The organism is Lysinibacillus sp. OF-1 (assembly GCF_028356935.1).
Classification (GTDB): Bacteria; Bacillota; Bacilli; order Bacillales_A; family Planococcaceae; genus Lysinibacillus; species Lysinibacillus fusiformis_D.
The window spans coordinates 255473-280578 of sequence record NZ_CP102798.1 but is presented as its reverse complement, the minus strand read 5'-3'; the positions used below and the strand labels follow the sequence as shown (position 1 = coordinate 280578).

Sequence of the window (25106 nt, the reverse complement as noted above, 5' to 3'; positions counted from 1 at the left end):
TGATTTATTGTTCGTCATCCCATGTAACAGACAGAACTTTTCCTGAAACGGCATGAATTTGAAAAGTGGCTTCGTCATCCTGTGTTTCAATTTCAACTAAATAGTAACCACCCTCTGAGGTTTCTTCAAAATCGACTGAATCCACCTCTCCCTTCAATTGCTCCAGTGCTATTTGAACGGCTTGCTGCTCAGTAATAATAGGCCCTTCTACAGATTGTTCTTGTGGCTCCACCATTTTCTCCGATAATACTTCACCGGAATAGCCATCAAGTGTGATATCTTTTTGCTTGCTATCTTTTTCAACTCGCACTGTATAAATGGAATCTGTTAACATAACACTTTCTACATCTCCATATTCCTGTTTAACCATCTGCCTGATTTGCTTTTCTGTTAACAGTAATTTACTTTGTCCTTCTTTTATTTTTAAATCAGTCACCTGTTGTGTCGTAGCATCGAGCACAGCTCCATACTTGATATGATCTCGCGTAAAGAGCATTTCATAGGTTTTTCCTTGTTTCTTCACCTGAGTAACATGACCTTTATAGATTGTTTCAACATGGCGAATGGCCTCCGCTTCGCTAAGAGGCTCGACTTGAAAATAACGCGTTTGAATAAACCAAAACGTTCCGCTACCGAGAAGGACAATCACAACAATTATCAACAGCCACTTTCTCATTGTTGTCCCTCCTTTGGTATACATAAGGTAAAGCTTGACCCTTCTCCAATTGTACTTTTTACATCCATCATTATCCCCAATTGTTCTGCAAGCCCATGCGCTATGGCAAGTCCTAGCCCAGAACCACCTGTCTTACGGTTACGATCTCCTGTTACACGATAAAATCGCTCAAACAAATGTGGAATATGCTCCGCTGGAATACCAATACCAAAATCTTGGATGGTAATGCATACATGATTAGCTGTTTCTGTTGCGAGAATATGCACTTCCTCCTCACTATATTTCCTAGCGTTATCCAGCAAAATAAAGAGTAGTTGCTTTAATATTTTTTCATCACTATAAACAAAACTTGGCTTCTTCACATCAACTATAAATGCTCGATGATACGCATGCTGCATTTGGGAAGCCACTTTATTCAAGAACGGCGCGAGCTCTAGCTGTTCAAAATGAATGTCCAGATGCTCATTATTTTTAGCTAGTTCTAGCAATTGCAGCACCATTTCATGCATGCGTGATGATTCATTGGCAATAGCTAGTAATGATTCCTGTGCAACTTCCCGATTGTCAAAACCTCTTCTGAGCAGTAATTTTGCATAGCTTTCAATAACCGTAATGGGTGTCTTCAATTCATGGGAAGCATTCGATACAAATTCTTCTTGCTTTCGATAATGCTGTTCAAGCTTTTCCATCATCATATTAAAAGTACGGTTAATGTTTGTTAACTCATCCCCACCTTTTACTGGTATATCCATTTTTTCATATTTTCCTGTCGATGCACTTTTTCGCATAGTCTCATTTAAACGTTCTAGCGGTAATAAAATAAGTCGCCCAAGTACTAGGCTTGCTAAGAAAATAGGAATCGTTGCAATAACAGATACAATAATCAATATAACCTTTAGCAAACTTAATGTCCGTTCTACTTCTTCCATGGATTGCTGTAATGTGATATCCACAACCGTTCCGTCTATCCAAATAGCAGGCATTGTATAGGTAATGGAAGGGCCTTCTGGCATGTCAAGGGTAGCCTGAACCTTTGTTTTTAAACGCTCTCCATCATAAATGTAGACGGCACCATCTGTCGGCATATAGGCTCTTAATACTTGCTGTAGGTTAGTTTGAGCATTTAACTGACTGAATGTGGAGCTTAAATCATTGGCACGTGTTTGAAGCTGATGATATTCCGTATCATAGGCAGATTTCTCATACAATAAATAAATTCCACTGTTTGTGGCCACTAATATTACTAGCATCAGCAATGTTGTAAGTAGATGAATTTTTGTTTTAAGTCTCATCACGATGTTCCTTCAACACATAGCCAACTCCACGAACTGTTTGGATAATAGGCGTTGCATTAGCAGCTTCAAGCTTTTGTCGTACATAGCGAATATAGACATCCACAACATTTGTATCCCCATAATAGTCATAGCCCCATACAGCCTCTAGTAGCTGTTCCCTAGTCAGTACTTGTTTAGGATGCTTTAGTAAATAGAACAATAAATCATATTCACGAGGTGTCAGTTGAATATCTTTATTAAAATATACGACCTCTCTTGTTTGCTCGTTTATCGATAAGTGTCCAAATGCAAGGGCAACTTGTTTTGGACTAGCCTTTTGTGAAAATCGTAAAGCATTGCGAATACGCGCCAGCAATTCTTCAATTTCAAACGGCTTTGTCACATAATCATTGGCTCCTAAATCCAATCCTTTTACTTTATCCTCCACCTCACTTTTGGCAGTAAGCATAATAACAGGTGTCTGGGATTCCGTTGCACGAATCCGCTTTAGCACATCAATGCCACTCATCTCAGGCAGCATGACATCAAGTAGGATCAAATCCCATGGCTGTTCACGGTAACGAAGCAAACCATCTGTCCCTGTATGAGCCATTTCCGCCTCAAAGCCTTCAAATTGAAGCTCAAGCTGTAGCACTCTCGCAATATTTTCTTCATCTTCTATAATTAAAATTCGATTGGTCATGTCGAATCCGTCCTTCATCTTTTCTTTTCATCGTAAACGATGCTGGTGGTGAAAGTCTAATTAGAAAATGATGAGAATGGCACATACTTATAGAAACTTAAAGCAAACCACTTCACTTTTTTGATTCCTAGCGTTAGAATACTAATATCTTATTTTCCTATAGGAAACTTTATTTCGTTAATGATACTTTTTGAAACGAGGGAACAATATGGTTTACAAACGAGTCACAAAATCGTCTGCCGAGGCGGTTTTAGATGGAGATATAAAAGGTTGGCGACGCTTTTTACCATTTTTAGGACCTGCATTTATTGCAGCCGTCGCCTATATCGATCCTGGTAATTTTGCTACAAATATTACAGCAGGCTCTCAATATGGCTACCTGCTACTTTGGGTTATAGCCTTTTCTAATTTAATGGCCGTGTTAATTCAATCCTTATCTGCCAAGCTTGGAATTGCGACAGGTAAAAACTTGCCTGAAGTAGCACGCGAGCATTTTTCTAAAAAAACATCCATCTTTTTATGGATACAGGCTGAATTGGTCATCATTGCTACAGATCTCGCTGAATTTATTGGTGCAGCATTAGGGCTTTACTTGCTCTTCAATATCCCTATGCTGCCCGCAGCATTAATTACGGCAGTTGGTTCATTTGCTATTTTAGAACTTCAAAGAAGAGGATTTAGAGCCTTTGAAGCCGGTATTTCGGGCATGGTGTTAATTGTTGTCTTAGCATTTGCCTTCCAAACATTTTTAGCACAGCCAGAATGGGGCGATGTAGCGATTGGCATGTTCACGCCACAGTTTGAAGGTGTAGATTCACTATTATTAGCAACAGGTATTTTAGGAGCAACTGTCATGCCTCATGCTATTTACTTACATTCATCGTTAACGCAAAATCGTATTGTTGGTCGGAATGAAAATGAAAAAAAACGTATTTTCCGTTTTGAATTTATCGATATTATCATCGCTATGATTATTGCCGGAGCGATTAATATGAGCATGCTGATCATTGCTGCAGCAGTCTTCCACACACAAGGCGTGGTTGTAGAAGATTTAGATGTTGCCTACAATGGCTTAAAAGATGCGCTCGGCCCCATGGCTGCTATTTCATTTGGTCTTGGTTTACTTATTGCCGGGCTAGCTAGCTCCTCTGTCGGGACGTTAGCAGGTGATGTAGTCATGCAAGGATTCATTCAAAGAAAAATACCACTTTATTTACGTAGAGCGATTACTATGGTGCCGCCTCTAGTCATTATTGCTTCAGGCGTGAATGCAACCTATGCGCTCGTTCTAAGTCAGGTTGTTTTATCTTTCGGTATTGCATTTGCTCTTGTCCCTCTTGTTATGTTTACAAGCAAACGAAACATCATGGGCAGTTTAGTCAATCACCGTATTACAACGTTTTTAGGTTGGTTTGTTGTTATTATCGTTGTGACATTGAATATTTACTTACTGTGGGAAACAATATTTGGATAATAAAAATCAGGTACTCGAGATGAACTGCCCCGTAAAAGTTTGATTTCTAACTATTACGGGGCAGTTCAAGAATGGGTACCTGTTTTTTATTTGATTAGACATCGACTTTCGAATGGCTAGTTAGTAAATACTAATATTACTCTATATATGATATTATTTTTTGATATTTTTAACGACGATTAAGACATAAAAAGCTGTCCCATAAACCAATCATTCATTAGTTTACAGAACAGCCCTACTATTTAATCTTCCACTTTTAAATCACATTCTTGAAGTGAAAGCATTTTTGTTTTGTGCTTGATTTTGTAGCCAAACCATAACAGTAAAAATAGTGGGATTCCAACATAAGAAACTAATATCCCATACCAATCAATTTGGTCTCCCGTAAAGGCCGTGTAATTTTGCCCAATGACCACAATCATACAAACAGTAAAGGCAAATAGTGGTCCAAACGGGTACAATTTTGCTCTATAAGGTAATAGCTTTGGATCTAGGCCCTGTGCCTCAAATGCACGACGGAAGCGATAATGACTAAAGGCAATGCCGAGCCATGCAATAAAACCAGACATACCAGAGGCGTTTAACAGCCAAATATAAACAACGCCATCACCAAAGAAAGACGCTAAAAAAGCTAAGCAACCTACAGCTAATGTTGCCATCAATGCATAAATTGGTATTCCTCGACGACTTAGCTTTGTGAAGAACTTAGGCGCATGTCCATCCACTGCTAATTGCCATAGCATACGTGATGATGCATAAAGCCCTGAATTTCCAGCTGACAGCATAGCCGTTAAAATAATGGCATTCATTAACGAAGCTGCAAAGGCAATACCTAAGCGGTCAAACACTAATGTAAACGGTGATACTGCGATATCTTCTGATAATAAGCGTTCATCTGTAAATGGAATCAACATTCCGATTGCACCAATTGCTAAAATATAAAACAAAAGAATACGCCAGAATACGGATTTAACAGCCTTTGGAATATTTTTTCCTGGATCGTCTGTTTCACCTGCTGTAATCCCAAGTAACTCTGTTCCTTGGAATGAAAATCCGGCTGCTAGGAAAATTCCAAATGTAGCTAGGAAGCCACCGTGAAATGGTCCATCACTAATAAAGAAATTAGTAAAGCCTACAGGTGCCTGTCCACCTAAAATACCAAAAATCATTAATAAACTGATAATAATAAAAACAATGACTGTCACTACTTTAATCATCGCAAACCAATATTCACTTTCTCCATAGCTCTTTACAGAAAGTAAATTAAATGACAGTACAACAGCAATAAATAATACTGTCCAAAGGGCTGATGAACTATCAGGGAACCAATATTTCATAATTAAGGATACTGCCGCAATTTCTGCTGCAATAGTGATTGCCCAGTTATACCAATAGTTCCAGCCTAATGCAAAGCCTAGTGCTGGATCTACAAATTTTGTTGCATACGTACTAAATGAACCGGATGATGGCATATAGGCAGCCATTTCCCCTAAGCTTGTCATTAAAAAGTACACCATAATACCGATTAGGGCGTAGGCAAGCAATGCACCACCAGGTCCAGCTTGTGCAATGGCACCACCACTGGCTAAAAATAGTCCCGTACCAATTGTACCGCCTAAAGAAATCATTGTGATATGACGGCTTTTCAATTCTTTTTTCAGCTTTGGCGCTTTATGTCCGAGCTGATTTACTTTTATTTCACTCACGATATAGCTTCCTTCCTATTTACGAGGCAAAAAAATGCCATCACATATACACTGTGATGGCTAAGTTAATCCTCAGTTTTTCCTAAATGATAGCTCAACACGTTGTGCAAACGTGACAGTTCTGTTCCTTTCGGAGACAGCCCCAGCATGAGGTTTTCAAGTCCCCTCACACTTCGGCAATATTCCCTTTCAGCTAATCTCATCAATGCTTGTCATTTCCATTAGCATACTTATAAATATCGCGACCTCTACCTCAATACAAACATGAGGCATATAATTATTAAATTTATGATGCTTATTATATTAGCATAAGACCTTTGACATTTCAATATAACAATAAATGTTCTGTATTTTGTGAATCTTCTACTATTTTTATTAGTTTGTTAAAGTGTTATAGTAGTTCAATTAGAGCGGTTACGAACAGGGGGATTTATTTTGACTACAAATGATCATTCCGCTAGTTTTCCGAGTAAAAAAATTAGCTGGAGGGGAACAACCTTACTTTTAGTCTTCGGAGTTATCTTTATAGCCTCTACATTAAGAATGCCACTAACTGTTGTTGGCCCTATTATATCATTTATCCGTGACGATCTTGGTATTTCTAATGTACTTGCAGGCTTTCTAACAACGATTCCATTGCTCGCTTTTGCTACCATCTCACCATTTGCGCCCGTTGTAGCACGCAAACTAGGGCTTGAGCTAACACTATTTTTATCCACTATTTTATTAGCCTTGGGGATTGTTCTACGTTCCCTTGGTACAACGGGGTTACTTGTATTTGGTACTGTACTAATCGGCATAGCGATATCATTTGGAAATGTGCTGATTCCAGGATTATTAAAATTAAAATTTCCATACCATGTTGGTTTATTAATGGCATTTTTCACTATGTCGATGAACTTAACGGCTGGGCTTGGCGCAGGTATTAGCTATCCTATAGCCAATTCATCATTTGGCTGGCAAGGAGCGCTGTCCATTGCACTTGTACTAGTGGTCGTAACGATTTTAATTTGGATACCTCAATTGAAATCAAATAAACCTGAGCCAGCCACTACCTCTAAAATGACGAGTACACCCTTATGGAAGTCACCTGTTACTTGGGCTGTCACAGGTGCAATGGGATTACAGTCTTTATTATTTTATACGACTGCTGCTTGGATTCCCGAAATCTACATCGCCCAGGGATTGGCTCCTGACAAAGCTGGTTGGATGTTTTCTATCATGCAATTTTCACAAGTACCAATGGCATTGGCTGTGCCTATCATTGCAAGTAAAATGGCTTCTCAAAGACCTCTTGTAGTGATGTTTACATTCTTCTATTTAATAGGCTTTACTGGAGTTGTCATGGAGTGGACAAGTCTTGGGGTACTGTGGATGATTCTTTTAGGTTTAGCAGGAGGTTCTTCATTTGCCTTAGCGATGATGTTCTTTACACTTCGTACACGCACGGCATTTGAGGCAGCAGATTTATCAGGCTTTGCACAATCATTAGGTTATTTATTTGCCGCCATTGGCCCTATTCTTTTTGGCTACTTACATGATTTATTTGGTGGCTGGAATATTGCTGGTTGGCTCTTTGTAGCTGTGGCGACCATTCTTTTCTTTTGCTCAATGAGAGCTTCTAAAGACGAATATGTCCATTAAAATAAAGCAGATGGGATAACTGCTCATATTTCCCATCTGCTTTACTTCTATATAGGTATAGACGTTTTATTTGTCCAATTGCTGTAGTAAGGTTAGCAGTTCAGTAAGACGGTCTGCTGTTTCTTTGTTGTGAGCTATAACTGCTGCAAAAATAGGAACAGCCTCTTGTAAGAGTATATAACTAAAATAATAATAGCTTACAAAAGCTTTCTGCTCATAACCCTTTGGCGTTTCCTCCTCCCATTCCAGCTCATCATTCTCTTCGTGATCCATCCATAAATATTTGACATCTAACAGCTCCTGCATAGTTTGAACTGAATAGGATGGGTCTAGATAATCTTCAGAAATTGCATGTGCCACAGCTAAATAAAGCTCTACTTCTTGTACAGAGACATCCCCCGTATTTTTGCTAGCAAGCTTTTTTAGAAGGACAAGCAAAGCCCATGGTGTGACCTGCCATAGTGTACCTTGATGCTCCACTAACTCAGCTAGCTCTGTATATTGCTCCTGTTCAATCAGCTGAGGGATAGCCGTTCCTCTTCCATAAGGTGTCGTCAATTGTAACCACGGGATACTCGGAATTTGCTCATTCAACATAGCGTTTCGTCCTCTCCACAATCAGTTAATAGCATGGTTTTTGATAAAAATAATTGGGTGTATGATAAATATTGACATAAGGTTTATGGAAAATATGAGTCGTTGCGGGCGAAAGTGGTGGGATTAGCCATGTCCAGTTGCCTGTAACGTCTCGTCCTGCTGATTCCTCTGCTTCTTCAAACAATTTAAACTGCTGAGCAGCTGTATGATGATCGACAATGCTCACGCCTTGTTCTTTAAAAGAATGAAGGACAGCAATATTAAGCTCCACTAATGCACGATCACGCCAAAGTGAAGCTTGCTTGGTTGTATCAAGATTAAAAACCTCCGCAATAGCTGGTAGCATATTATAACGGTCATGATCTGCTAAATTACGTGCACCGATTTCTGTCCCCATATACCAGCCATTAAAGGGTGCGGCTTGGAAATCAATGCCTGCCATTTGAAAACGCATACTTGAAATTATGGGTACAGCATACCATTTCATTCCTAATTTCTCTACATCCACTGACTCTGGATGACGAATTGGCACCTCTAAAATATATTCTACAGGAATTGTAAACAGCTGCGGAGCTCGCTCATCTACTTGTATAACAAGAGGTAACACATCGAATGGTGTCCTCTCACTTTTCCAACCTAACGATTCACATACTTTAGTAAAAACAATAGAATGTGCATCACCAATAACGCCAGCTTCCGTTTCATAGCCTGCATAACGAATTAGCTGATGATTCCATATACGCACTCTGTTCGAAGCAAATACTGTTATTGTTGGACGGATTTTTCCACTATTTGTTGCATAATCGATATGCTCCAGTAGTTTTTGAAAAATATCCTGTTCATCTAAAACGGCACGTGCATCTACTACATGCAATGATTGCCAAAACAGACGACCAATACATTTGTTACTATTACGCCACGCCACCCGTGCACCAAAAGCTAGCTCCTCTGTTGTTGGGTCGTACTCACCTGCATTCTTAATCTGTTGTAATCTATTCGCTAACCAACGTTCTGATTCATCTTGTTCTGTCTGATATAAACTTAAAAATTGCTGGATCTCCTGTATATTCATTTCGATTCCTCCACTTATCCTCATATTAGAGGAACAAAACGACAAGCACCACGAAAATAGCTATAAAAAAACATACATATTGCATATATGAAATAGTTTGTTCAAATTTATAATGAATCGAATCATGATTAGAAGATATTGTGAATGAAGAAGGAAAAGAGGTGGGCGACATCTTATAGAAAGGAGAAACAAAATATTAGTCATGTAAAAAAGCTACTGAACCATTGATAGCGGATTCGTAGCTTTCACTCTTTACTAATGTATCATTTATTGATAAAAGAAAAAGCATGTAACACAATATTTGTGCTACATGCTTGATGACCCGTACGGGATTCGAACCCGTGTTACCGCCGTGAAAGGGCGGTGTCTTAACCACTTGACCAACGGGCCGTGGCTCCGAAGGCAGGACTCGAACCTGCGACAACCTGATTAACAGTCAGGTGCTACTACCAACTGAGCTACTTCGGAATAATGATGGGCCTAAATGGACTCGAACCATCGACCTCACGCTTATCAGGCGTGCGCTCTAACCAGCTGAGCTATAGGCCCATTTTGGAGCGGGTGATGAGAATCGAACTCACGACATCAGCTTGGAAGGCTGAGGTTTTACCATTAAACTACACCCGCAAATAATGGTGGGTCAGGACGGAATCGAACCGCCGACACTTAGAGCTTCAATCTAATGCTCTACCAACTGAGCTACTGACCCAAAATGGAGGAGGTAGAGGGATTCGAACCCCCGCGCGGTGTTACCCGCCTGTCGGTTTTCAAGACCGATCCCTTCAGCCAGACTTGGGTATACCTCCAAAAATATTGAACTGGTGGAGCCTAGCGGGATCGAACCGCTGACCTCCTGCGTGCAAGGCAGGCGCTCTCCCAGCTGAGCTAAGGCCCCATTTATCATAAAAAATGGTCGGAATGACAGGATTCGAACCTACGACCCCTTGGTCCCAAACCAAGTGCTCTACCAAGCTGAGCTACATTCCGAAAACATAAATTTATTGGCGCGCCCGACAGGAGTCGAACCCATAACCTTCTGATCCGTAGTCAGACGCTCTATCCAATTGAGCTACGGGCGCAATATTCATTAAAAAACGATGAGCCATGAAGGACTCGAACCTTCGACCCTCTGATTAAAAGTCAGATGCTCTACCAACTGAGCTAATGGCTCGTAAAAAAGAAAAATGGCTGGGGTACTAGGATTCGAACCTAGGCATGACGGAATCAAAATCCGTTGCCTTACCGCTTGGCTATACCCCAATTTGAAAATGGGGCGACTGATGGGAATCGAACCCACGAATGTCGGAACCACAATCCGATGCGTTAACCACTTCGCCACAATCGCCACTATATAAATTATAACAGCTGTATATGAACGAGTACCTCAATACCTGGCAGGGGCAGTAGGAATCGAACCCACACCAAAGGTTTTGGAGACCTCTATTCTACCGTTGAACTATGCCCCTAAAATGGTGGAGGGGGACGGATTCGAACCGCCGAACCCTAAGGAGCGGATTTACAGTCCGCCGCGTTTAGCCACTTCGCTACCCCTCCAAGGGAATGGTGCCGGCGATAGGAGTCGAACCCACGACCTACTGATTACAAGTCAGTTGCTCTACCAACTGAGCTACACCGGCAAAAAAAAATGGCGGTCCCGACCGGGATCGAACCGGCGATCTCCTGCGTGACAGGCAGGCATGTTAACCGCTACACCACGGGACCATTTGGTTGCGGGGGCTGGATTTGAACCAACGACCTTCGGGTTATGAGCCCGACGAGCTACCACTGCTCCACCCCGCGATAATACTATACTGTTTTAAAAATAATGGTGGAGGATGACGGGCTCGAACCGCCGACCCTCTGCTTGTAAGGCAGATGCTCTCCCAGCTGAGCTAATCCTCCACGAAAAATAAGCGAAGCGATGTCCTACTCTCACAGGGGGAAGCCCCCAACTACCATCGGCGCTAAAGAGCTTAACTTCCGTGTTCGGTATGGGAACGGGTGTGGCCTCTTTGCCATCATCACTTCACTTATTCAGTTGAAAGAGTTGTTCTTTCAAAACTGGATAAACGGTTCATTGAATGTTTCAAACGTTTTGGTTAAGTCCTCGATCGATTAGTATTCGTCAGCTCCATGTGTCACCACACTTCCACCTCGAACCTATCTACCTCATCGTCTTTGAGGGATCTTACTTACTTGCGTAATGGGAAATCTCATCTTGAGGGGGGCTTCATGCTTAGATGCTTTCAGCACTTATCCCGTCCACACATAGCTACCCAGCGATGCCTTTGGCAAGACAACTGGTACACCAGCGGTGTGTCCATCCCGGTCCTCTCGTACTAAGGACAGCTCCTCTCAAATTTCCTACGCCCACGACGGATAGGGACCGAACTGTCTCACGACGTTCTGAACCCAGCTCGCGTACCGCTTTAATGGGCGAACAGCCCAACCCTTGGGACCGACTACAGCCCCAGGATGCGATGAGCCGACATCGAGGTGCCAAACCTCCCCGTCGATGTGGACTCTTGGGGGAGATAAGCCTGTTATCCCCGGGGTAGCTTTTATCCGTTGAGCGATGGCCCTTCCATGCGGAACCACCGGATCACTAAGCCCGTCTTTCGACCCTGCTCGACTTGTAGGTCTCGCAGTCAAGCTCCCTTGTGCCTTTACACTCTACGAATGATTTCCAACCATTCTGAGGGAACCTTTGGGCGCCTCCGTTACCTTTTAGGAGGCGACCGCCCCAGTCAAACTGTCCGCCTGACACTGTCTCCTGCCCCGCTAAGGGGCATGGGTTAGAATTTCAATACAACCAGGGTAGTATCCCACCGACGCCTCCTTCGAAGCTGGCGCTCCGAGATCTCTGGCTCCTACCTATCCTGTACAAGTTGTACCAAAATTCAATATCAGGCTACAGTAAAGCTCCACGGGGTCTTTCCGTCCTGTCGCGGGTAACCTGCATCTTCACAGGTACTATAATTTCACCGAGTCTCTCGTTGAGACAGTGCCCAGATCGTTACGCCTTTCGTGCGGGTCGGAACTTACCCGACAAGGAATTTCGCTACCTTAGGACCGTTATAGTTACGGCCGCCGTTTACTGGGGCTTCAATTCGCAGCTTCGCTTGCGCTAACCACTCCTCTTAACCTTCCAGCACCGGGCAGGCGTCAGCCCCTATACGTCACCTTACGGTTTTGCAGAGACCTGTGTTTTTGCTAAACAGTCGCCTGGGCCTATTCACTGCGGCTCTCATGCGCTTGCACGCTCAAGAGCACCCCTTCTCCCGAAGTTACGGGGTCATTTTGCCGAGTTCCTTAACGAGAGTTCTCTCGCACACCTTAGGATTCTCTCCTCGACTACCTGTGTCGGTTTGCGGTACGGGCACCTCTCACCTCGATAGAGGCTTTTCTTGGCAGTGTGAAATCAGGAACTTCGTCCATACGGACTCGCCATCACAGCTCAACGTTACAGTGTGCGGATTTGCCTACACACACGCCTTACTGCTTGGACGCGCATAACCAACAGCGCGCTTACCCTATCCTACTGCGTCCCCCCATTTCTCAAACGGTGAGGAGGTGGTACAGGAATATCAACCTGTTGTCCATCGCCTACGCCTATCGGCCTCGGCTTAGGTCCCGACTAACCCTGAGCGGACGAGCCTTCCTCAGGAAACCTTAGTCATACGGTGGACGGGATTCTCACCCGTCTTTCGCTACTCATACCGGCATTCTCACTTCTAAGCGCTCCACCAGTCCTTCCGGTCTGACTTCAACGCACTTAGAACGCTCTCCTACCACTGACATCGTAGATGTCAATCCACAGCTTCGGTGAATCGTTTAGCCCCGATACATTTTCGGCGCAGCGTCACTCGACCAGTGAGCTATTACGCACTCTTTAAATGATGGCTGCTTCTAAGCCAACATCCTGGTTGTCTGTGCAACGCCACATCCTTTTCCACTTAACGATTACTTTGGGACCTTAGCTGGTGGTCTGGGCTGTTTCCCTTTTGACTACGGATCTTATCACTCGCAGTCTGACTCCCGTGTATAAATATCTGGCATTCGGAGTTTGTCTGAATTCGGTAAACCGGGATGGCCCCCTAGTCCAAACAGTGCTCTACCTCCAGTATTCTCATCACGAGGCTAGCCCTAAAGCTATTTCGGAGAGAACCAGCTATCTCCAAGTTCGATTGGAATTTCTCCGCTACCCACACCTCATCCCCGCACTTTTCAACGTGCGTGGGTTCGGGCCTCCAGTAAGTGTTACCTTACCTTCACCCTGGACATGGGTAGATCACCTGGTTTCGGGTCTACGACCACGTACTATTTCGCCCTATTCAGACTCGCTTTCGCTGCGGCTCCGCCTTCTAAAGCTTAACCTCGCACGTAATCGTAACTCGCCGGTTCATTCTACAAAAGGCACGCTATCACCCATTAACGGGCTCTAACTACTTGTAGGCACACGGTTTCAGGATCTCTTTCACTCCCCTTCCGGGGTGCTTTTCACCTTTCCCTCACGGTACTGGTTCACTATCGGTCACTAGGTAGTATTTAGCCTTGGGAGATGGTCCTCCCGGATTCCGACGGAATTTCACGTGTTCCGCCGTACTCAGGATCCACTCAGGAGAGAACGAACTTTCGACTACAGGGCTTTTACCTGCTCTGGCGGACCTTTCCAAGTCGCTTCATCTAACTCGCTCTTTTGTAACTCCGTATTGAGTGTCCTACAACCCCAAGAGGCAAGCCTCTTGGTTTGGGCTCTTCCCGTTTCGCTCGCCGCTACTCAGGGAATCGATTTTTCTTTCTCTTCCTCCAGGTACTTAGATGTTTCAGTTCCCTGGGTCTGCCTTCAAGACGCTATGTATTCACGTCAAGATACTACGCGATTAAACGTAGTGGGTTCCCCCATTCGGAAATCTCCGGATCAAAGCTCACTTACAGCTCCCCGAAGCATATCGGTGTTAGTGCCGTCCTTCTTCGGCTCCTAGTGCCAAGGCATTCGCCGTGCGCCCTTAATAACTTAACCTAACGGCTTTCAATACACATCACATTTCGTTGTCAGCTTCACTCGTTCAATCAGTCACGTACTCAAGTACGCTCCTTCATTCACTCGATTGCTTCCTAGAACTGCTCGTGTCTTGAAACCTTCTAATGTTATTAAGCCTATAAAAAAACTTAAAAAAATAAATGTGTTTGTTACAATTTCAATGTCGTTTTATCCAGTTTTCAAAGAACAAGTTTTGAAGCTTTTCATTCAAGAAAGAATGAACCTTCAAAACTGAACGCAAAACGTAATCTTACAAACCCTAGGTTTGTATTCCGAAATAATCCTTAGAAAGGAGGTGATCCAGCCGCACCTTCCGATACGGCTACCTTGTTACGACTTCACCCCAATCATCTATCCCACCTTCGGCGGCTGGCTCCAAAAGGTTACCTCACCGACTTCGGGTGTTACAAACTCTCGTGGTGTGACGGGCGGTGTGTACAAGGCCCGGGAACGTATTCACCGCGGCATGCTGATCCGCGATTACTAGCGATTCCGGCTTCATGTAGGCGAGTTGCAGCCTACAATCCGAACTGAGAACGACTTTATCGGATTAGCTCCCTCTCGCGAGTTGGCAACCGTTTGTATCGTCCATTGTAGCACGTGTGTAGCCCAGGTCATAAGGGGCATGATGATTTGACGTCATCCCCACCTTCCTCCGGTTTGTCACCGGCAGTCACCTTAGAGTGCCCAACTAAATGATGGCAACTAAGATCAAGGGTTGCGCTCGTTGCGGGACTTAACCCAACATCTCACGACACGAGCTGACGACAACCATGCACCACCTGTCACCGTTGCCCCCGAAGGGGAAACTATATCTCTACAGTGGTCAACGGGATGTCAAGACCTGGTAAGGTTCTTCGCGTTGCTTCGAATTAAACCACATGCTCCACCGCTTGTGCGGGCCCCCGTCAATTCCTTTGAGTTTCAGTCTTGCGACCGTACTCCCCAGGCGGAGTGCTTAATGCGTTAGCTGCAGCACTAAGGGGCGGAAACCCCCTAACACTTAGCACTCATCGTTTACGGCGTGGACTACCAGGGTATCTAATCCTGTTTGCTCCCCACGCTTTCGCGCCTCAGTGTCAGTTACAGACCAGATAGTCGCCTTCGCCACTGGTGTTCCTCCAAATCTCTACGCATTTCACCGCTACACTTGGAATTCCACTATCCTCTTCTGCACTCAAGTCTCCCAGTTTCCAATGACCCTCCACGGTTGAGCCGTGGGCTTTCACATCAGACTTAAGAAACCACCTGCGCGCGCTTTACGCCCAATAATTCCGGACAACGCTTGCCACCTACGTATTACCGCGGCTGCTGGCACGTAGTTAGCCGTGGCTTTCTAATAAGGTACCGTCAAGGTACAGCCAGTTACTACTGTACTTGTTCTTCCCTTACAACAGAGTTTTACGAACCGAAATCCTTCTTCACTCACGCGGCGTTGCTCCATCAGGCTTTCGCCCATTGTGGAAGATTCCCTACTGCTGCCTCCCGTAGGAGTCTGGGCCGTGTCTCAGTCCCAGTGTGGCCGATCACCCTCTCAGGTCGGCTACGCATCGTCGCCTTGGTGAGCCGTTACCTCACCAACTAGCTAATGCGCCGCGGGCCCATCCTATAGCGACAGCCGAAACCGTCTTTCAGTGTTTCACCATGAGGTGAAACAGATTATTCGGTATTAGCCCCGGTTTCCCGGAGTTATCCCAAACTATAAGGTAGGTTGCCCACGTGTTACTCACCCGTCCGCCGCTAACGTCGAAGGAGCAAGCTCCTTCTCTGTTCGCTCGACTTGCATGTATTAGGCACGCCGCCAGCGTTCGTCCTGAGCCAGGATCAAACTCTCCATAAAAGAAATTTGAATAGCTCAAATTGTTTTGCTGGCATCATTTTGATGTCCAAAATTTTGTTTCGTTCACTAACCGAAGTTAGTTACTGAAAACTTTATTGATTACGTTTTGCTTGTTCAGTTTTCAAGGTTCATGTTTTGCTTTGTTTTAGCGTGTCACCGTGGCGACTTGTATAATACTACACTCTTATTTTTAAAAGGTCAACACTTTTCATGAAAAAAATTTAACTTTTTTCTTGGTAATGAAAAACTTCCTATATATACTCGTAAAAATAATGACAACCTAAAATTCAATTTTCACAAGTGAGTGCCATGTTATACCGCTATCTAAAAAAGAATTTTATCATACTTTTCGATAAAAAATAATAGATCTTTATATAAAATAAAAAACTCGGTATAGAAACCGAGTTTTTAAAACGGGAAAAAGAATGGGATGGCAATCATCATAACGATAAACATAACAATTTGTAATGGTACCCCTATTCTTACAAAATCCATAAATTTATAGCCCCCCGCCGTCATTACTAGCGCATTCGTAGGGGAAGCAATCGGCGTAGCAAATGCCATACTTGCCGCAACTGCTACTGCAATCATAAATGTTGTAGGACTAACTTCCATAGCAATGGCTGCACTCATTGCAATGGGCGCGAACAATACAGCAGTTGCCGTATTACTTATAAATTGACCAAATATAGCTGTTAAAATATAAACACCAATGAGCACGCCATATGGTCCAAAATCACCCAAGGCATTAATAATACCATCCGATAAAATGGTCATGCCTCCAGTTTTTTCTAACGCCGTTGCCATTGGCAACATTGCAGCCACTAGCACAATACTTTCAAAATTCATATTGCTATAGGCATCTTCCATGTTTCGTAAACAGCCTGTTAAAATCATCAACACAGCACCAATCATTACTGAGATTACAGCTGGGAAAACTTCGAATGCCATTAAAATAATCATCAACAGCATAATTAAACCGGCAATACCAGCTTTACCTGTAGCGGCTGCCACACTCGCGTGTTCTTTAGGCTGACCGACAACCACGACATCCTGGGTCTCTCTTGCTAACAAGAGAATTTCATCCCATGCTCCCTGTACTAATATGGCATCTCCAAATTTCAATTTATGAGAAACCATATCCTGAAGCTTATAACCACCTCTGCGATTAATGCCAATGATATTTAAATTATATTTTTCCCTGAATCCAAGAGAGCTAACGGTTTCATTAATAAAGCTCGAATTAGGTGTCAGCAACACCTCTGCAATACCGAGATGTTTCGATACCAATTCATCAGCTTCTCCTTCCACTAACCCTTGCATCTCAAGATGATAATCCTCAACAAAACGACGAATATCCTCTACTTCTCCTTGAACATACAGCTCGTCCTTGGCATGAATGACACTAGTTGGACCTGCCATTTCCTGATATGTCATCGGCAGTAAATTGATACCCTCCTGTGATTTACGATGAATTTTCATCATACAGAGCGTGTACTTAGCTGGCAGTTTTAGCTCTGCTAAAGATGTCTCAATAATTGGTGAGTCTTCAGGAACAGCGATTTTAAATAGACGATTATTTAAATCATATTGCTTAATAATTTTTTTTGGTGAAAGTTTATAGCCTTCATTTGTTTGTGTACGGTTTTGATCCTTTGGTAATAGAATATTACGTACAAGCACTAAATAAGTAATTCCAGCAATCATCCCAACAATACCAATAGGGGTCACTTCAAAAAAGCCCAGTTTATTATAGCCTCGATCAACCAATAACTGACTGACAATTAAATTGGTTGGTGACGCAATCAGTGTCATCAGACCAGAAAGACTTGCTACATATGAGAGTGGGAGTAGAAACTTAGACGGACTAACTTTCATACTAATCGCTATACTTACAACGATTGGCATCATTAATGCTACGGTACCAGTATTGCTCATAAAGGCACCAACAGATCCTACAATAATAAGCAGTAGCACAAATAATTTCAGCTCACTATTGCCCGACCATTTAAGTAAGAGTTGCCCTGCCATTCCTGCTAGACCTGTGCGTAATATTCCAGCGCCCACGACAAATAGCCCTGCAATCATTAAAACGACAGAGTTTGAAAAACCAGCTAATGCCTCCGTTGGCGTTAGAATATCCGCAATGACAAATGCTAGAAGTGACACAATCGCTACAAGATCTGCTCGTATTTTATTGGTCACAAATGCAAAAATTGTTGCTCCTAAAATAAGAAATGTTAATGTAAGCTGCACATCCATGAATTCCTTTCTAACATTAATCATTGTAATTATCGTCAGCAAAAAGGGTGTATTCCATTGCTATTTTTATTATAGCTTACCTAGAGCTACATATGATGAAATTCACCATCTTTTCAAAATTAAAAAAAGTGCGGCATCCAACCACACTTAAAAAAATAATTCCACTATTTTTGATAAAGATGATGCTCTTTAATATAGTCGTAACAAGCAGTAGGCAAGAGGTATCTCGGCTCTCCCCCCATCGCAAATTCCTCACGAATATAAGTAGAGCTAATTTCCATCGCTAGCCCTTTATCTATCAGATGGAATCTACCATCATCATTATTTCTTAAAATGGGAGAACGACTAATCGTTGATAGCATATCGATGCCATGTCTAGCCATTACAATAAATTTATTCTCCGCAACTAATGCGTCACCTTTTTTCCACAATCCCGCGCCGATATCCACTAATAAATCAGCGCCCATGATAAAATGCAATTCATCCTCTGGATGTTTTTCTCTAAAGTATTTCATCGTGTCATAAGTATAGATGTTCCAGCCTTCTTGGTCCATCTCATAGGAATCTGCAATAAAACGATCATCCTTAGCAATGGCCAGCTGTAGCATATTCCAACGATGAGTATCTGCTGTTTTTATCGTTTTATCTTTACGTTTGTTTGAACAAGGTAAAAAAATGACTCTATCTAATTTACAACGGTGCGCGACTGTGCTTGCTGTCCAAAGATGAACATTGGTAATAGGATCAAAGGATGAACCATAAATACCTATTCTCGCCATTGTAGCTACCTCCTATCTTGTGAAATTTTTTCTTTTATGTCCTGTATGCTTGCCATTTTATTGTCCCAACATGCTTGACTTAAATCGACAGGATACTCTTCGGGATTCATTGTTCGTTTATATTCACACCACAGTAAATGTAAATTTTCTTTCACATATGCTTGTGTTTCTTGAATTGTAGGTTCCTCATAAACTACTTTTCCGTTTTCTACGATGCTTTCATGTAAATCTTTTGCAAAAAAATTCGTTACAAATTTACTAATATACGTATGAACAGGGTGGAACATTTTCAATCTTTCTTCTTGCTCTATGTTTTCTCCCTCTAATGCAATATAGTCTCCTTCAGCATGACCATTATCCATATTAATAATACGGTAAACACGTTTACGCCCTGGTGTAGTCACTTTTTCAGGATTTGCTGAAATTTTAATGGTATCTACCATATCTCCACTTTCGTTTTCAATTGAAACTAATTTATATACCCCGCCAAGAGCTGCCTGATCATAGGCTGTAATAAGCTTCGTTCCGATTCCCCAAGCGTCAATTTGTGCACCTTGCGACTTTAAATGCATAATTGTATATTCGTCCAAATCATTCGAAGCCATAATTTTTGCTTCTGTAAATCCTGCAGCATCTAGCATTTTTCTTGCCTGTTTTGAAAGATATGCTAGATCACCACTGTCTAAACGAATACCAATAAAATTAATGTGATCTCCTAGCTCCTTTGCTACACGAATCGCATTAGGAACGCCCGAACGTAACGTATCATAGGTATCTACTAAAAATACACAATCTTTATGTGCCGCTGCATATTTTTTAAATGCAGTGTACTCATCCCGATAGGTTTGAATCATTGCATGGGCATGCGTTCCTGACACGGGGATACCGAATAATTTTCCTGCTCTTACATTACTTGTTGAAGAGAATCCACCTATATAGGCAGCACGAGTTCCCCAAATAGCTGCATCAAATTCATGTGCACGTCGAGTACCAAACTCCATCACGACATCCTCACCTGTCACTTGTTTAATGCGTGAAGCCTTTGTCGCAATCAACGTTTGATAGTTCACAATATTTAACAAAGGGGTTTCAATTAATTGGGCTTCTGCCAATGGGGCTTCAATTCGTAGGATAGGCTCATTCGCAAAGACTAGTTCTCCTTCCCTCATCGCCTTAATCGATCCAGTAAACTTAAGCTCCTGTAAATATTGAAGAAATTCCTCTGGATATTTTCCTTCTTCTCGTAAATATTGAATATCACTTTGAGAGAAACCGAAGTTATTAATAAACTCGATAGCTTTTTTTAAGCCTGCAAATACCGCATACCCATTGCCAAATGGAAGGTTTCTAAAATATAGCTCAAAAACAGCTTTGCGTTGATGAGCCCCATCTTGCCAGTAAGTTTGAACCATATTAATTTGATATAGATCTGTGTGTAACATAAAACTATCGTCAGCATATTTCATGTTTTTCCCTCCATTCATGTCAAATCACAGTGGCGCCAAGTGTATGCTCGAAATGTCCTAACGCCCACTCATGGCCTGTTTGATTAAAGGAGGCGACAGCATTCTTATGAACGACGACTTCGAACCCTTTATTATAAGCATCGACTGCTGTATGAAGAACACAGATATCTGTACAAACGCCGATTAAGTGAAGCTTAGTAATGCCTCTTTCACGTAGTTTCAGCTCTAAATCTGTCCCTGCAAAAGCTGAGTAGCGCGTTTTATCAATGTAATAGACATGATCCTGCTCTTTATGTGCTTCGTACAACGGTTTTAAAGCGCCAAATAAATCTCTGCCTTTTGTATTTCGAATATTATGTGGTGGAAATAGCTTTGTTTCTGGATGATAAACATCTCCTCGTTCATGAACATCGATGGCAAACACCGTAAACTCACCATTCAATATAAATTCCTTCGTTAAGCCTACATTTGCTTGCTCAAGCAGCTGGCCAGGCTCTCCACAAGTTAAGGCTCCATCAGATGCAACAAAATCAACTGTATAATCAATATTAATTAATGCTCGCTTTTTCATCATCTCATCACTCCGTTTTTAATTAGTAATAGCTAAATTACAAATTACTACATTTAAAACAATCAGGAAAGACGGATCTTTCCTAATGATAAATGGACTCCACCATTTCAAAATTATTAAATCTATATAGTTGCGAAGGTCTGAATGAATTTCGTTTGGTTTTCTTCGGTTTGCCTTCCTCATCTAATATTTTTTCGATAAAAGGTAATTTGGGTGCTTTTGTAAAGAACACCGAATCATTAGAAATTCGAGGATCTTCCCCAACTGTTAAAAGTACTCGCTGTAATTCTGACAAAGTGAATGCTTGTGGTAAAAAATTTTTAGCAACGGTTGTTTGAATCATATCTCTTTTAATAAAATTCAACGCATCTGTAATAATTTTTCTATGATCGAAGGCTAGTTGAAGTGTAAATACACTTTCTATATCAAACAGTTCTACCTCAGCCGCATCATCATTTGCTTGACGTTGTTCAATATATGTCTCAGGAACAATTGCGTAAAATGCATTTGAGATCATCCAACCACGAGGATCTCGATCGATTTGATCATAAACACCAAAGTGTTGAACATGCAAACCTTCAACATTGGTTTCTTCTTTTAATTCTCGTTTAGCTGCGATATAGGCTGTTTCTTTTTGATCGGCATCTACAAATCCTCCTGGGAGTGCCCATTTCCCTCCTTCAATATTCGGATTTCCATCAGCATCCTTAGCCGCACGCTTAATTAGCATAATCTTAAGCGTCATGTTGGGCGGCGCCTTTTCTTCTGTTTTCTCTGACGTAATTGTAAAAATGGCAATATCTGCGGTATATCCATCAGGTGTTTGATATTTTGAAGAATCATAATGCTCAAGCACTTCTTCCTCAGTACGGAATTTTGTCATTGTATAACCCCTTTAATTGATTACAAGGTTAAGTAATTTGTAATTCAATAATTACTATTTAATTGTATTATAATCTTCCTTCAAGGTAATTGCAACTCAATTTTAAAAAAGCATAAATAAAGCTTCCTCAGCCTTATTTATGCCCATTTTTTATCGATTATTCAACAGAATGCCGTTTTGTACAACAACTTGCCCATTTTTGATAACTGTATGTGTATGGTTCATACCATAGAAATATTGTAACTGCTTATAGTTGGCAACATCTAAAATAAGTACATCCGCTTTTTTATTCGCTTCCAAGGAACCTATTTGTTTGCCTCGATTTAATGCATAAGCTGCATTAATCGTTGTCGCAGTTAACACTTCCTCCAATGTCATTCCCATATGCATACAGGCTAAATTCATAATAAATGGTAAACTCATTGTCGGTGATGATCCCGGGTTAAAATCTGTTGATATTGCTACAGGCACCCCTTCATCAATCATTAGACGTCCTCTTGCATATGGTGCACGTAAAAAGAATGCAGTTCCTGGCAGTAATACAGCAATTGTGCCCGCTTCAGCCATTTTTAGAATTCCTTTATCAGAAGCAACCAGCAAATGCTCTGCCGAAATAGCTCCCACCTCGGCAGCAAGCTCCGCTCCTTGATAAGGCTCGATTTCATCAGCATGTATTTTCGGTGTTAAGCCAAGAGCTTTGCCAGCCTCTAAAATGCGCTGAGATTGCTCTGGTGTAAAGACACCCTTTTCACAAAATACATCATTAAATTCTGCCAGTTTTAGCTCTGCCACCTTGGGCAACATGTCATGGATTACAACATCAACAAATTCATCCTCACGTTCCTTATAGTCGCGTGGTACTGCATGCGCACCCATAAACGTACTAACAATATCAACGTCATGTGTAGCTTGTAATTGTTTCGCTACCTCTAGCTGCTTCTTTTCCGTATCCCAATCCAATCCATAACCTGATTTTGCTTCAACAGTTGTCACACCATGCTTTAAAAATACATCTAAATGCTGCATCGTCTTTTCATATAATTCTTCAAAGCTGGTTTCTCGTGTACGCTTTGTTGTAGCATGAATACCGCCACCTGCGTTCATAATTTCCATATAGGTAGAACCATTAAGTCTCATATTAAATTCTTGTTCACGTGTTCCACCATGCACTAAATGGGTATGACAATCCACTAAACCTGGCATCACAATCTTACCAGTAGCATCAATAATGTCTGCTTTCCTTACTAAATCAGGGAAATCTACTTCCAGTTGTTCAAAAGCTCCAACAGCTACAATACGATCTTCTTCAATTAGTACACAGCCATTTTCTACTACCGCAATTTCCTGCATTTGTTCTTTCGTACGCGGTCCTTGTGCATTACTTCTCAAAGTAATTACTTCATTGGCATTTCTAATTAGAATGGTCACTTCACATCACCCTTTAACATTGGTATATGGACACCTTTGTTTTTTGCCGTATTAATCGCAATCTCATAGCCTGCATCAGCATGACGGGCAACACCCATGCCAGGGTCCGAAATCAATACTCGTGCGATTTTTTCAGCAGCAAGCGCCGATCCATCCGCAACTAGTACTTGACCTGCATGCTGTGAATATCCCATTCCTACACCACCGCCATGATGCACACTCACCCAGCTCGCACCACTAGCAGTATTTACAAGCGCATTTAAAATTGGCCAATCCGATACTGCATCCGAACCATCCATCATCCCTTCTGTTTCACGATTTGGTGATGCGACTGAACCTGAATCTAAATGATCACGCCCAAAGACAATCGGTGCTGACACTTCACCATTCGCAACCATTTCGTTTACCTTTAATGCAAAGCGATGACGATCACCATAGCCTAACCAGCAAATACGAGCTGGTAACCCCTGCCATTTAACCATTTTTTGCGCCATATCAATCCAATTGACTAGACCTTCGTCTTCAGCGAACATCTCTTTCGCAAGTGCATCTGTTTTATAAATATCCTCAGGGTTTCCTGAAAGAGCCGCCCAACGGAATGGTCCCTTTCCTTCACAGAATAGTGGACGAATATAGGCTGGTACAAAGCCCGGGAAATCGAAGGCATTCGTTACACCCATCTCTTTGGCATAGGCACGAATATTATTTCCATAATCAAATACTTCTGCACCTGCATCTTGAAACGCTAGCATTGTACGAACATGCTCTGCCATTGTTTCTTTCGCTTTGTGCTCATACGTTTTAACGTCCGATTTCCGAAGTGCTAATGCTTCTTCAAATGTCATGCCATTTGGTACATAGCCATTAATCGGGTCATGTGCAGATGTTTGATCCGTCACAAAATCCGGAATAATCCCTCGATTTAACAGCTCACGATTGACATCTGCACAATTCCCTACAAGACCAATAGAAGCTGGCTCTTTCTGATTACGTAATTTATCGACTAATGCAATGGCTTCATCCACAGTCTCCACGATGTAATCACAGTATCCTTCTTTTATTTTACGTTCAATGCGGGCACGATCCACTTCAACGACTAAGATTACAGCGCCTGCCATTTTCCCAGCTAACGGCTGTGCACCACTCATACCGCCCATACCACCTGTTAGGATGAATTTACCACGTAAATCCGCAGTGCCAAATACCTTCTTCCCTGCTTCTACGAATGATAAATAAGTTCCCTGTAAAATGCCCTGAGCACCAATATAAATCCAGCTACCCGCAGTCATTTGCCCATACATCATTAAATCTCTGTCCTCTAATTCATAGAAATGATCCCAATTTGCCCATGCAGGTACTAGGTTTGAATTGGCAATTAATACACGGGGAGAATGCTCATGCGTACGGAATACAGCTACTGGCTTCCCTGATTGAATCAGCAGTGTTTCATCATTCTCTAATTCTTTTAAAGAAGCAATAATTTGTTCATAGCTTTCCCAGTTACGAGCAGCCTTTCCAATACCACCGTACACAATCAGCTCATCTGGGTTCTCAGCCACCTCTGGGTCTAGATTGTTCATTAACATACGCATTGCCGCTTCCTGTGTCCATCCCTTACATGTTAGTTCACTTCCACGTGGTGCACGAATATCTGTTTTGAATACCATAAAAACACGCTCCTTTTCAT

Annotated in this window: 15 protein-coding genes, 18 tRNA genes, 3 rRNA genes and 1 riboswitch; of the genes, 2 read left to right on the top strand and 34 right to left on the bottom strand. The window is 42.2% G+C overall.

Annotated elements, in window-relative coordinates:
* Positions 1-4: 4 nt before the first annotated feature.
* The 3 genes from NV349_RS01335 to NV349_RS01325 are packed head-to-tail and all read right to left on the bottom strand — an operon-like array spanning position 5 to position 2653.
* Positions 5-676, bottom strand: a complete 672-nt coding sequence (locus NV349_RS01335) for a PepSY domain-containing protein (protein ID WP_058845209.1) — start codon at positions 674-676, stop codon at positions 5-7.
* A complete protein-coding gene (locus NV349_RS01330; RefSeq protein ID WP_058845208.1) occupies positions 673-1968 on the bottom strand; it encodes a sensor histidine kinase in 1296 nt (431 codons plus the stop codon). The genes NV349_RS01335 and NV349_RS01330 overlap by 4 nt, the downstream gene beginning before the upstream one ends.
* Positions 1958-2653, bottom strand: coding sequence for a response regulator transcription factor (locus tag NV349_RS01325; RefSeq protein ID WP_271912110.1), 696 nt, complete (start codon positions 2651-2653; stop codon positions 1958-1960). The genes NV349_RS01330 and NV349_RS01325 overlap by 11 nt, the downstream gene beginning before the upstream one ends.
* Before the next feature lie 208 nt (positions 2654-2861).
* On the opposite strand from NV349_RS01325, the gene NV349_RS01320 reads away from it, so the two are divergent.
* Positions 2862-4127, top strand: a complete 1266-nt coding sequence (locus NV349_RS01320; RefSeq protein WP_089934921.1) for an Nramp family divalent metal transporter — start codon at positions 2862-2864, stop codon at positions 4125-4127.
* 242 nt (positions 4128-4369) lie between these two features.
* On the opposite strand, the gene NV349_RS01315 is transcribed toward NV349_RS01320, so the two are convergent.
* Positions 4370-5833 carry an amino acid permease gene (locus tag NV349_RS01315; RefSeq protein ID WP_036122023.1) on the bottom strand — a complete coding sequence of 488 codons (1464 nt, stop codon included), beginning with the start codon at positions 5831-5833 and terminating at the stop codon, positions 4370-4372.
* Between the two features lie 82 nt (positions 5834-5915).
* Positions 5916-6092, bottom strand: a riboswitch (Lysine riboswitch).
* A 176-nt stretch (positions 6093-6268) separates the two neighbouring features.
* Here NV349_RS01315 and NV349_RS01310 point away from each other — a divergent pair.
* Positions 6269-7477, top strand: a complete 1209-nt coding sequence (locus NV349_RS01310) for a CynX/NimT family MFS transporter (protein WP_058845206.1) — start codon at positions 6269-6271, stop codon at positions 7475-7477.
* 66 nt (positions 7478-7543) lie between these two features.
* Here NV349_RS01310 and NV349_RS01305 read toward each other — a convergent pair whose 3' ends face one another.
* The 30 genes from NV349_RS01305 to hutU all read right to left on the bottom strand — a co-directional run bounded on the left by NV349_RS01305 (position 7544) and on the right by hutU (position 25086).
* A complete protein-coding gene (locus tag NV349_RS01305; RefSeq protein WP_271912108.1) occupies positions 7544-8074 on the bottom strand; it encodes a hypothetical protein in 531 nt (176 codons plus the stop codon).
* Positions 8075-8099: 25 nt separating this feature from the next.
* On the bottom strand, positions 8100-9146 hold the full coding sequence (locus NV349_RS01300) for a nitric oxide synthase oxygenase (RefSeq protein WP_089934917.1): 1047 nt from the start codon (positions 9144-9146) through the stop codon (positions 8100-8102).
* 318 nt (positions 9147-9464) lie between these two features.
* Positions 9465-9536, bottom strand: a tRNA-Glu gene (locus tag NV349_RS01295).
* 1 nt (position 9537) lies between these two features.
* Positions 9538-9614 (bottom strand) — tRNA-Asn (locus NV349_RS01290).
* A gap of 7 nt (positions 9615-9621) precedes the next feature.
* A tRNA-Ile gene (locus NV349_RS01285) sits at positions 9622-9695 on the bottom strand.
* Between the two features lie 4 nt (positions 9696-9699).
* Positions 9700-9773: transfer RNA gene (locus NV349_RS01280), tRNA-Gly, on the bottom strand.
* A 6-nt stretch (positions 9774-9779) separates the two neighbouring features.
* Positions 9780-9855, bottom strand: a tRNA-Phe gene (locus NV349_RS01275).
* Positions 9856-9859: 4 nt separating this feature from the next.
* Positions 9860-9952: transfer RNA gene (locus NV349_RS01270), tRNA-Ser, on the bottom strand.
* A 13-nt stretch (positions 9953-9965) separates the two neighbouring features.
* Positions 9966-10041, bottom strand: a tRNA-Ala gene (locus NV349_RS01265).
* Between the two features lie 15 nt (positions 10042-10056).
* Positions 10057-10133: transfer RNA gene (locus NV349_RS01260), tRNA-Pro, on the bottom strand.
* A 15-nt stretch (positions 10134-10148) separates the two neighbouring features.
* Positions 10149-10225 (bottom strand) — tRNA-Arg (locus tag NV349_RS01255).
* 19 nt (positions 10226-10244) lie between these two features.
* A tRNA-Lys gene (locus NV349_RS01250) sits at positions 10245-10317 on the bottom strand.
* A 14-nt stretch (positions 10318-10331) separates the two neighbouring features.
* A tRNA-Gln gene (locus NV349_RS01245) sits at positions 10332-10406 on the bottom strand.
* Between the two features lie 9 nt (positions 10407-10415).
* Positions 10416-10491 (bottom strand) — tRNA-His (locus tag NV349_RS01240).
* 47 nt (positions 10492-10538) lie between these two features.
* Positions 10539-10612: transfer RNA gene (locus NV349_RS01235), tRNA-Trp, on the bottom strand.
* A gap of 4 nt (positions 10613-10616) precedes the next feature.
* A tRNA-Tyr gene (locus tag NV349_RS01230) sits at positions 10617-10700 on the bottom strand.
* Positions 10701-10707: 7 nt separating this feature from the next.
* Positions 10708-10783 (bottom strand) — tRNA-Thr (locus NV349_RS01225).
* Between the two features lie 9 nt (positions 10784-10792).
* Positions 10793-10868, bottom strand: a tRNA-Asp gene (locus tag NV349_RS01220).
* A 3-nt stretch (positions 10869-10871) separates the two neighbouring features.
* Positions 10872-10946 (bottom strand) — tRNA-Met (locus NV349_RS01215).
* A gap of 26 nt (positions 10947-10972) precedes the next feature.
* Positions 10973-11048, bottom strand: a tRNA-Val gene (locus tag NV349_RS01210).
* Between the two features lie 11 nt (positions 11049-11059).
* A 5S ribosomal RNA gene (gene rrf / locus NV349_RS01205) occupies positions 11060-11175 on the bottom strand.
* Positions 11176-11241: 66 nt separating this feature from the next.
* Positions 11242-14169 (bottom strand): 23S ribosomal RNA (locus tag NV349_RS01200).
* Positions 14170-14478: 309 nt separating this feature from the next.
* A 16S ribosomal RNA gene (locus NV349_RS01195) occupies positions 14479-16030 on the bottom strand.
* Together the 16S, 23S and 5S rRNA genes with 18 tRNA genes alongside form the textbook arrangement of a ribosomal RNA operon.
* A gap of 408 nt (positions 16031-16438) precedes the next feature.
* A complete protein-coding gene (locus tag NV349_RS01190) occupies positions 16439-18292 on the bottom strand; it encodes an SLC13 family permease (protein ID WP_058844639.1) in 1854 nt (617 codons plus the stop codon).
* A gap of 164 nt (positions 18293-18456) precedes the next feature.
* Positions 18457-19071: a nicotinate-nucleotide adenylyltransferase gene (gene nadD, locus NV349_RS01185; protein ID WP_101967047.1), complete on the bottom strand. Its 615-nt coding sequence runs from the start codon at positions 19069-19071 to the stop codon at positions 18457-18459.
* A gap of 5 nt (positions 19072-19076) precedes the next feature.
* Positions 19077-20537, bottom strand: a complete 1461-nt coding sequence (locus NV349_RS01180) for a nicotinate phosphoribosyltransferase (RefSeq protein ID WP_036125128.1) — start codon at positions 20535-20537, stop codon at positions 19077-19079.
* Positions 20538-20556: 19 nt separating this feature from the next.
* On the bottom strand, positions 20557-21111 hold the full coding sequence (locus NV349_RS01175) for a cysteine hydrolase family protein (protein WP_271912105.1): 555 nt from the start codon (positions 21109-21111) through the stop codon (positions 20557-20559).
* A 79-nt stretch (positions 21112-21190) separates the two neighbouring features.
* A complete protein-coding gene (locus tag NV349_RS01170; protein WP_058844641.1) occupies positions 21191-21991 on the bottom strand; it encodes an NUDIX domain-containing protein in 801 nt (266 codons plus the stop codon).
* 150 nt (positions 21992-22141) lie between these two features.
* The gene (gene hutI, locus NV349_RS01165; RefSeq protein ID WP_058844642.1) at positions 22142-23419 is read right to left on the bottom strand and encodes an imidazolonepropionase; all 1278 of its coding nucleotides are present in this window, start codon (positions 23417-23419) and stop codon (positions 22142-22144) included.
* Positions 23416-25086: a urocanate hydratase gene (hutU, locus tag NV349_RS01160; RefSeq protein ID WP_271912104.1), complete on the bottom strand. Its 1671-nt coding sequence runs from the start codon at positions 25084-25086 to the stop codon at positions 23416-23418. Before hutU ends, hutI begins: the two co-directional genes overlap by 4 nt.
* Positions 25087-25106: the final 20 nt, after the last annotated feature.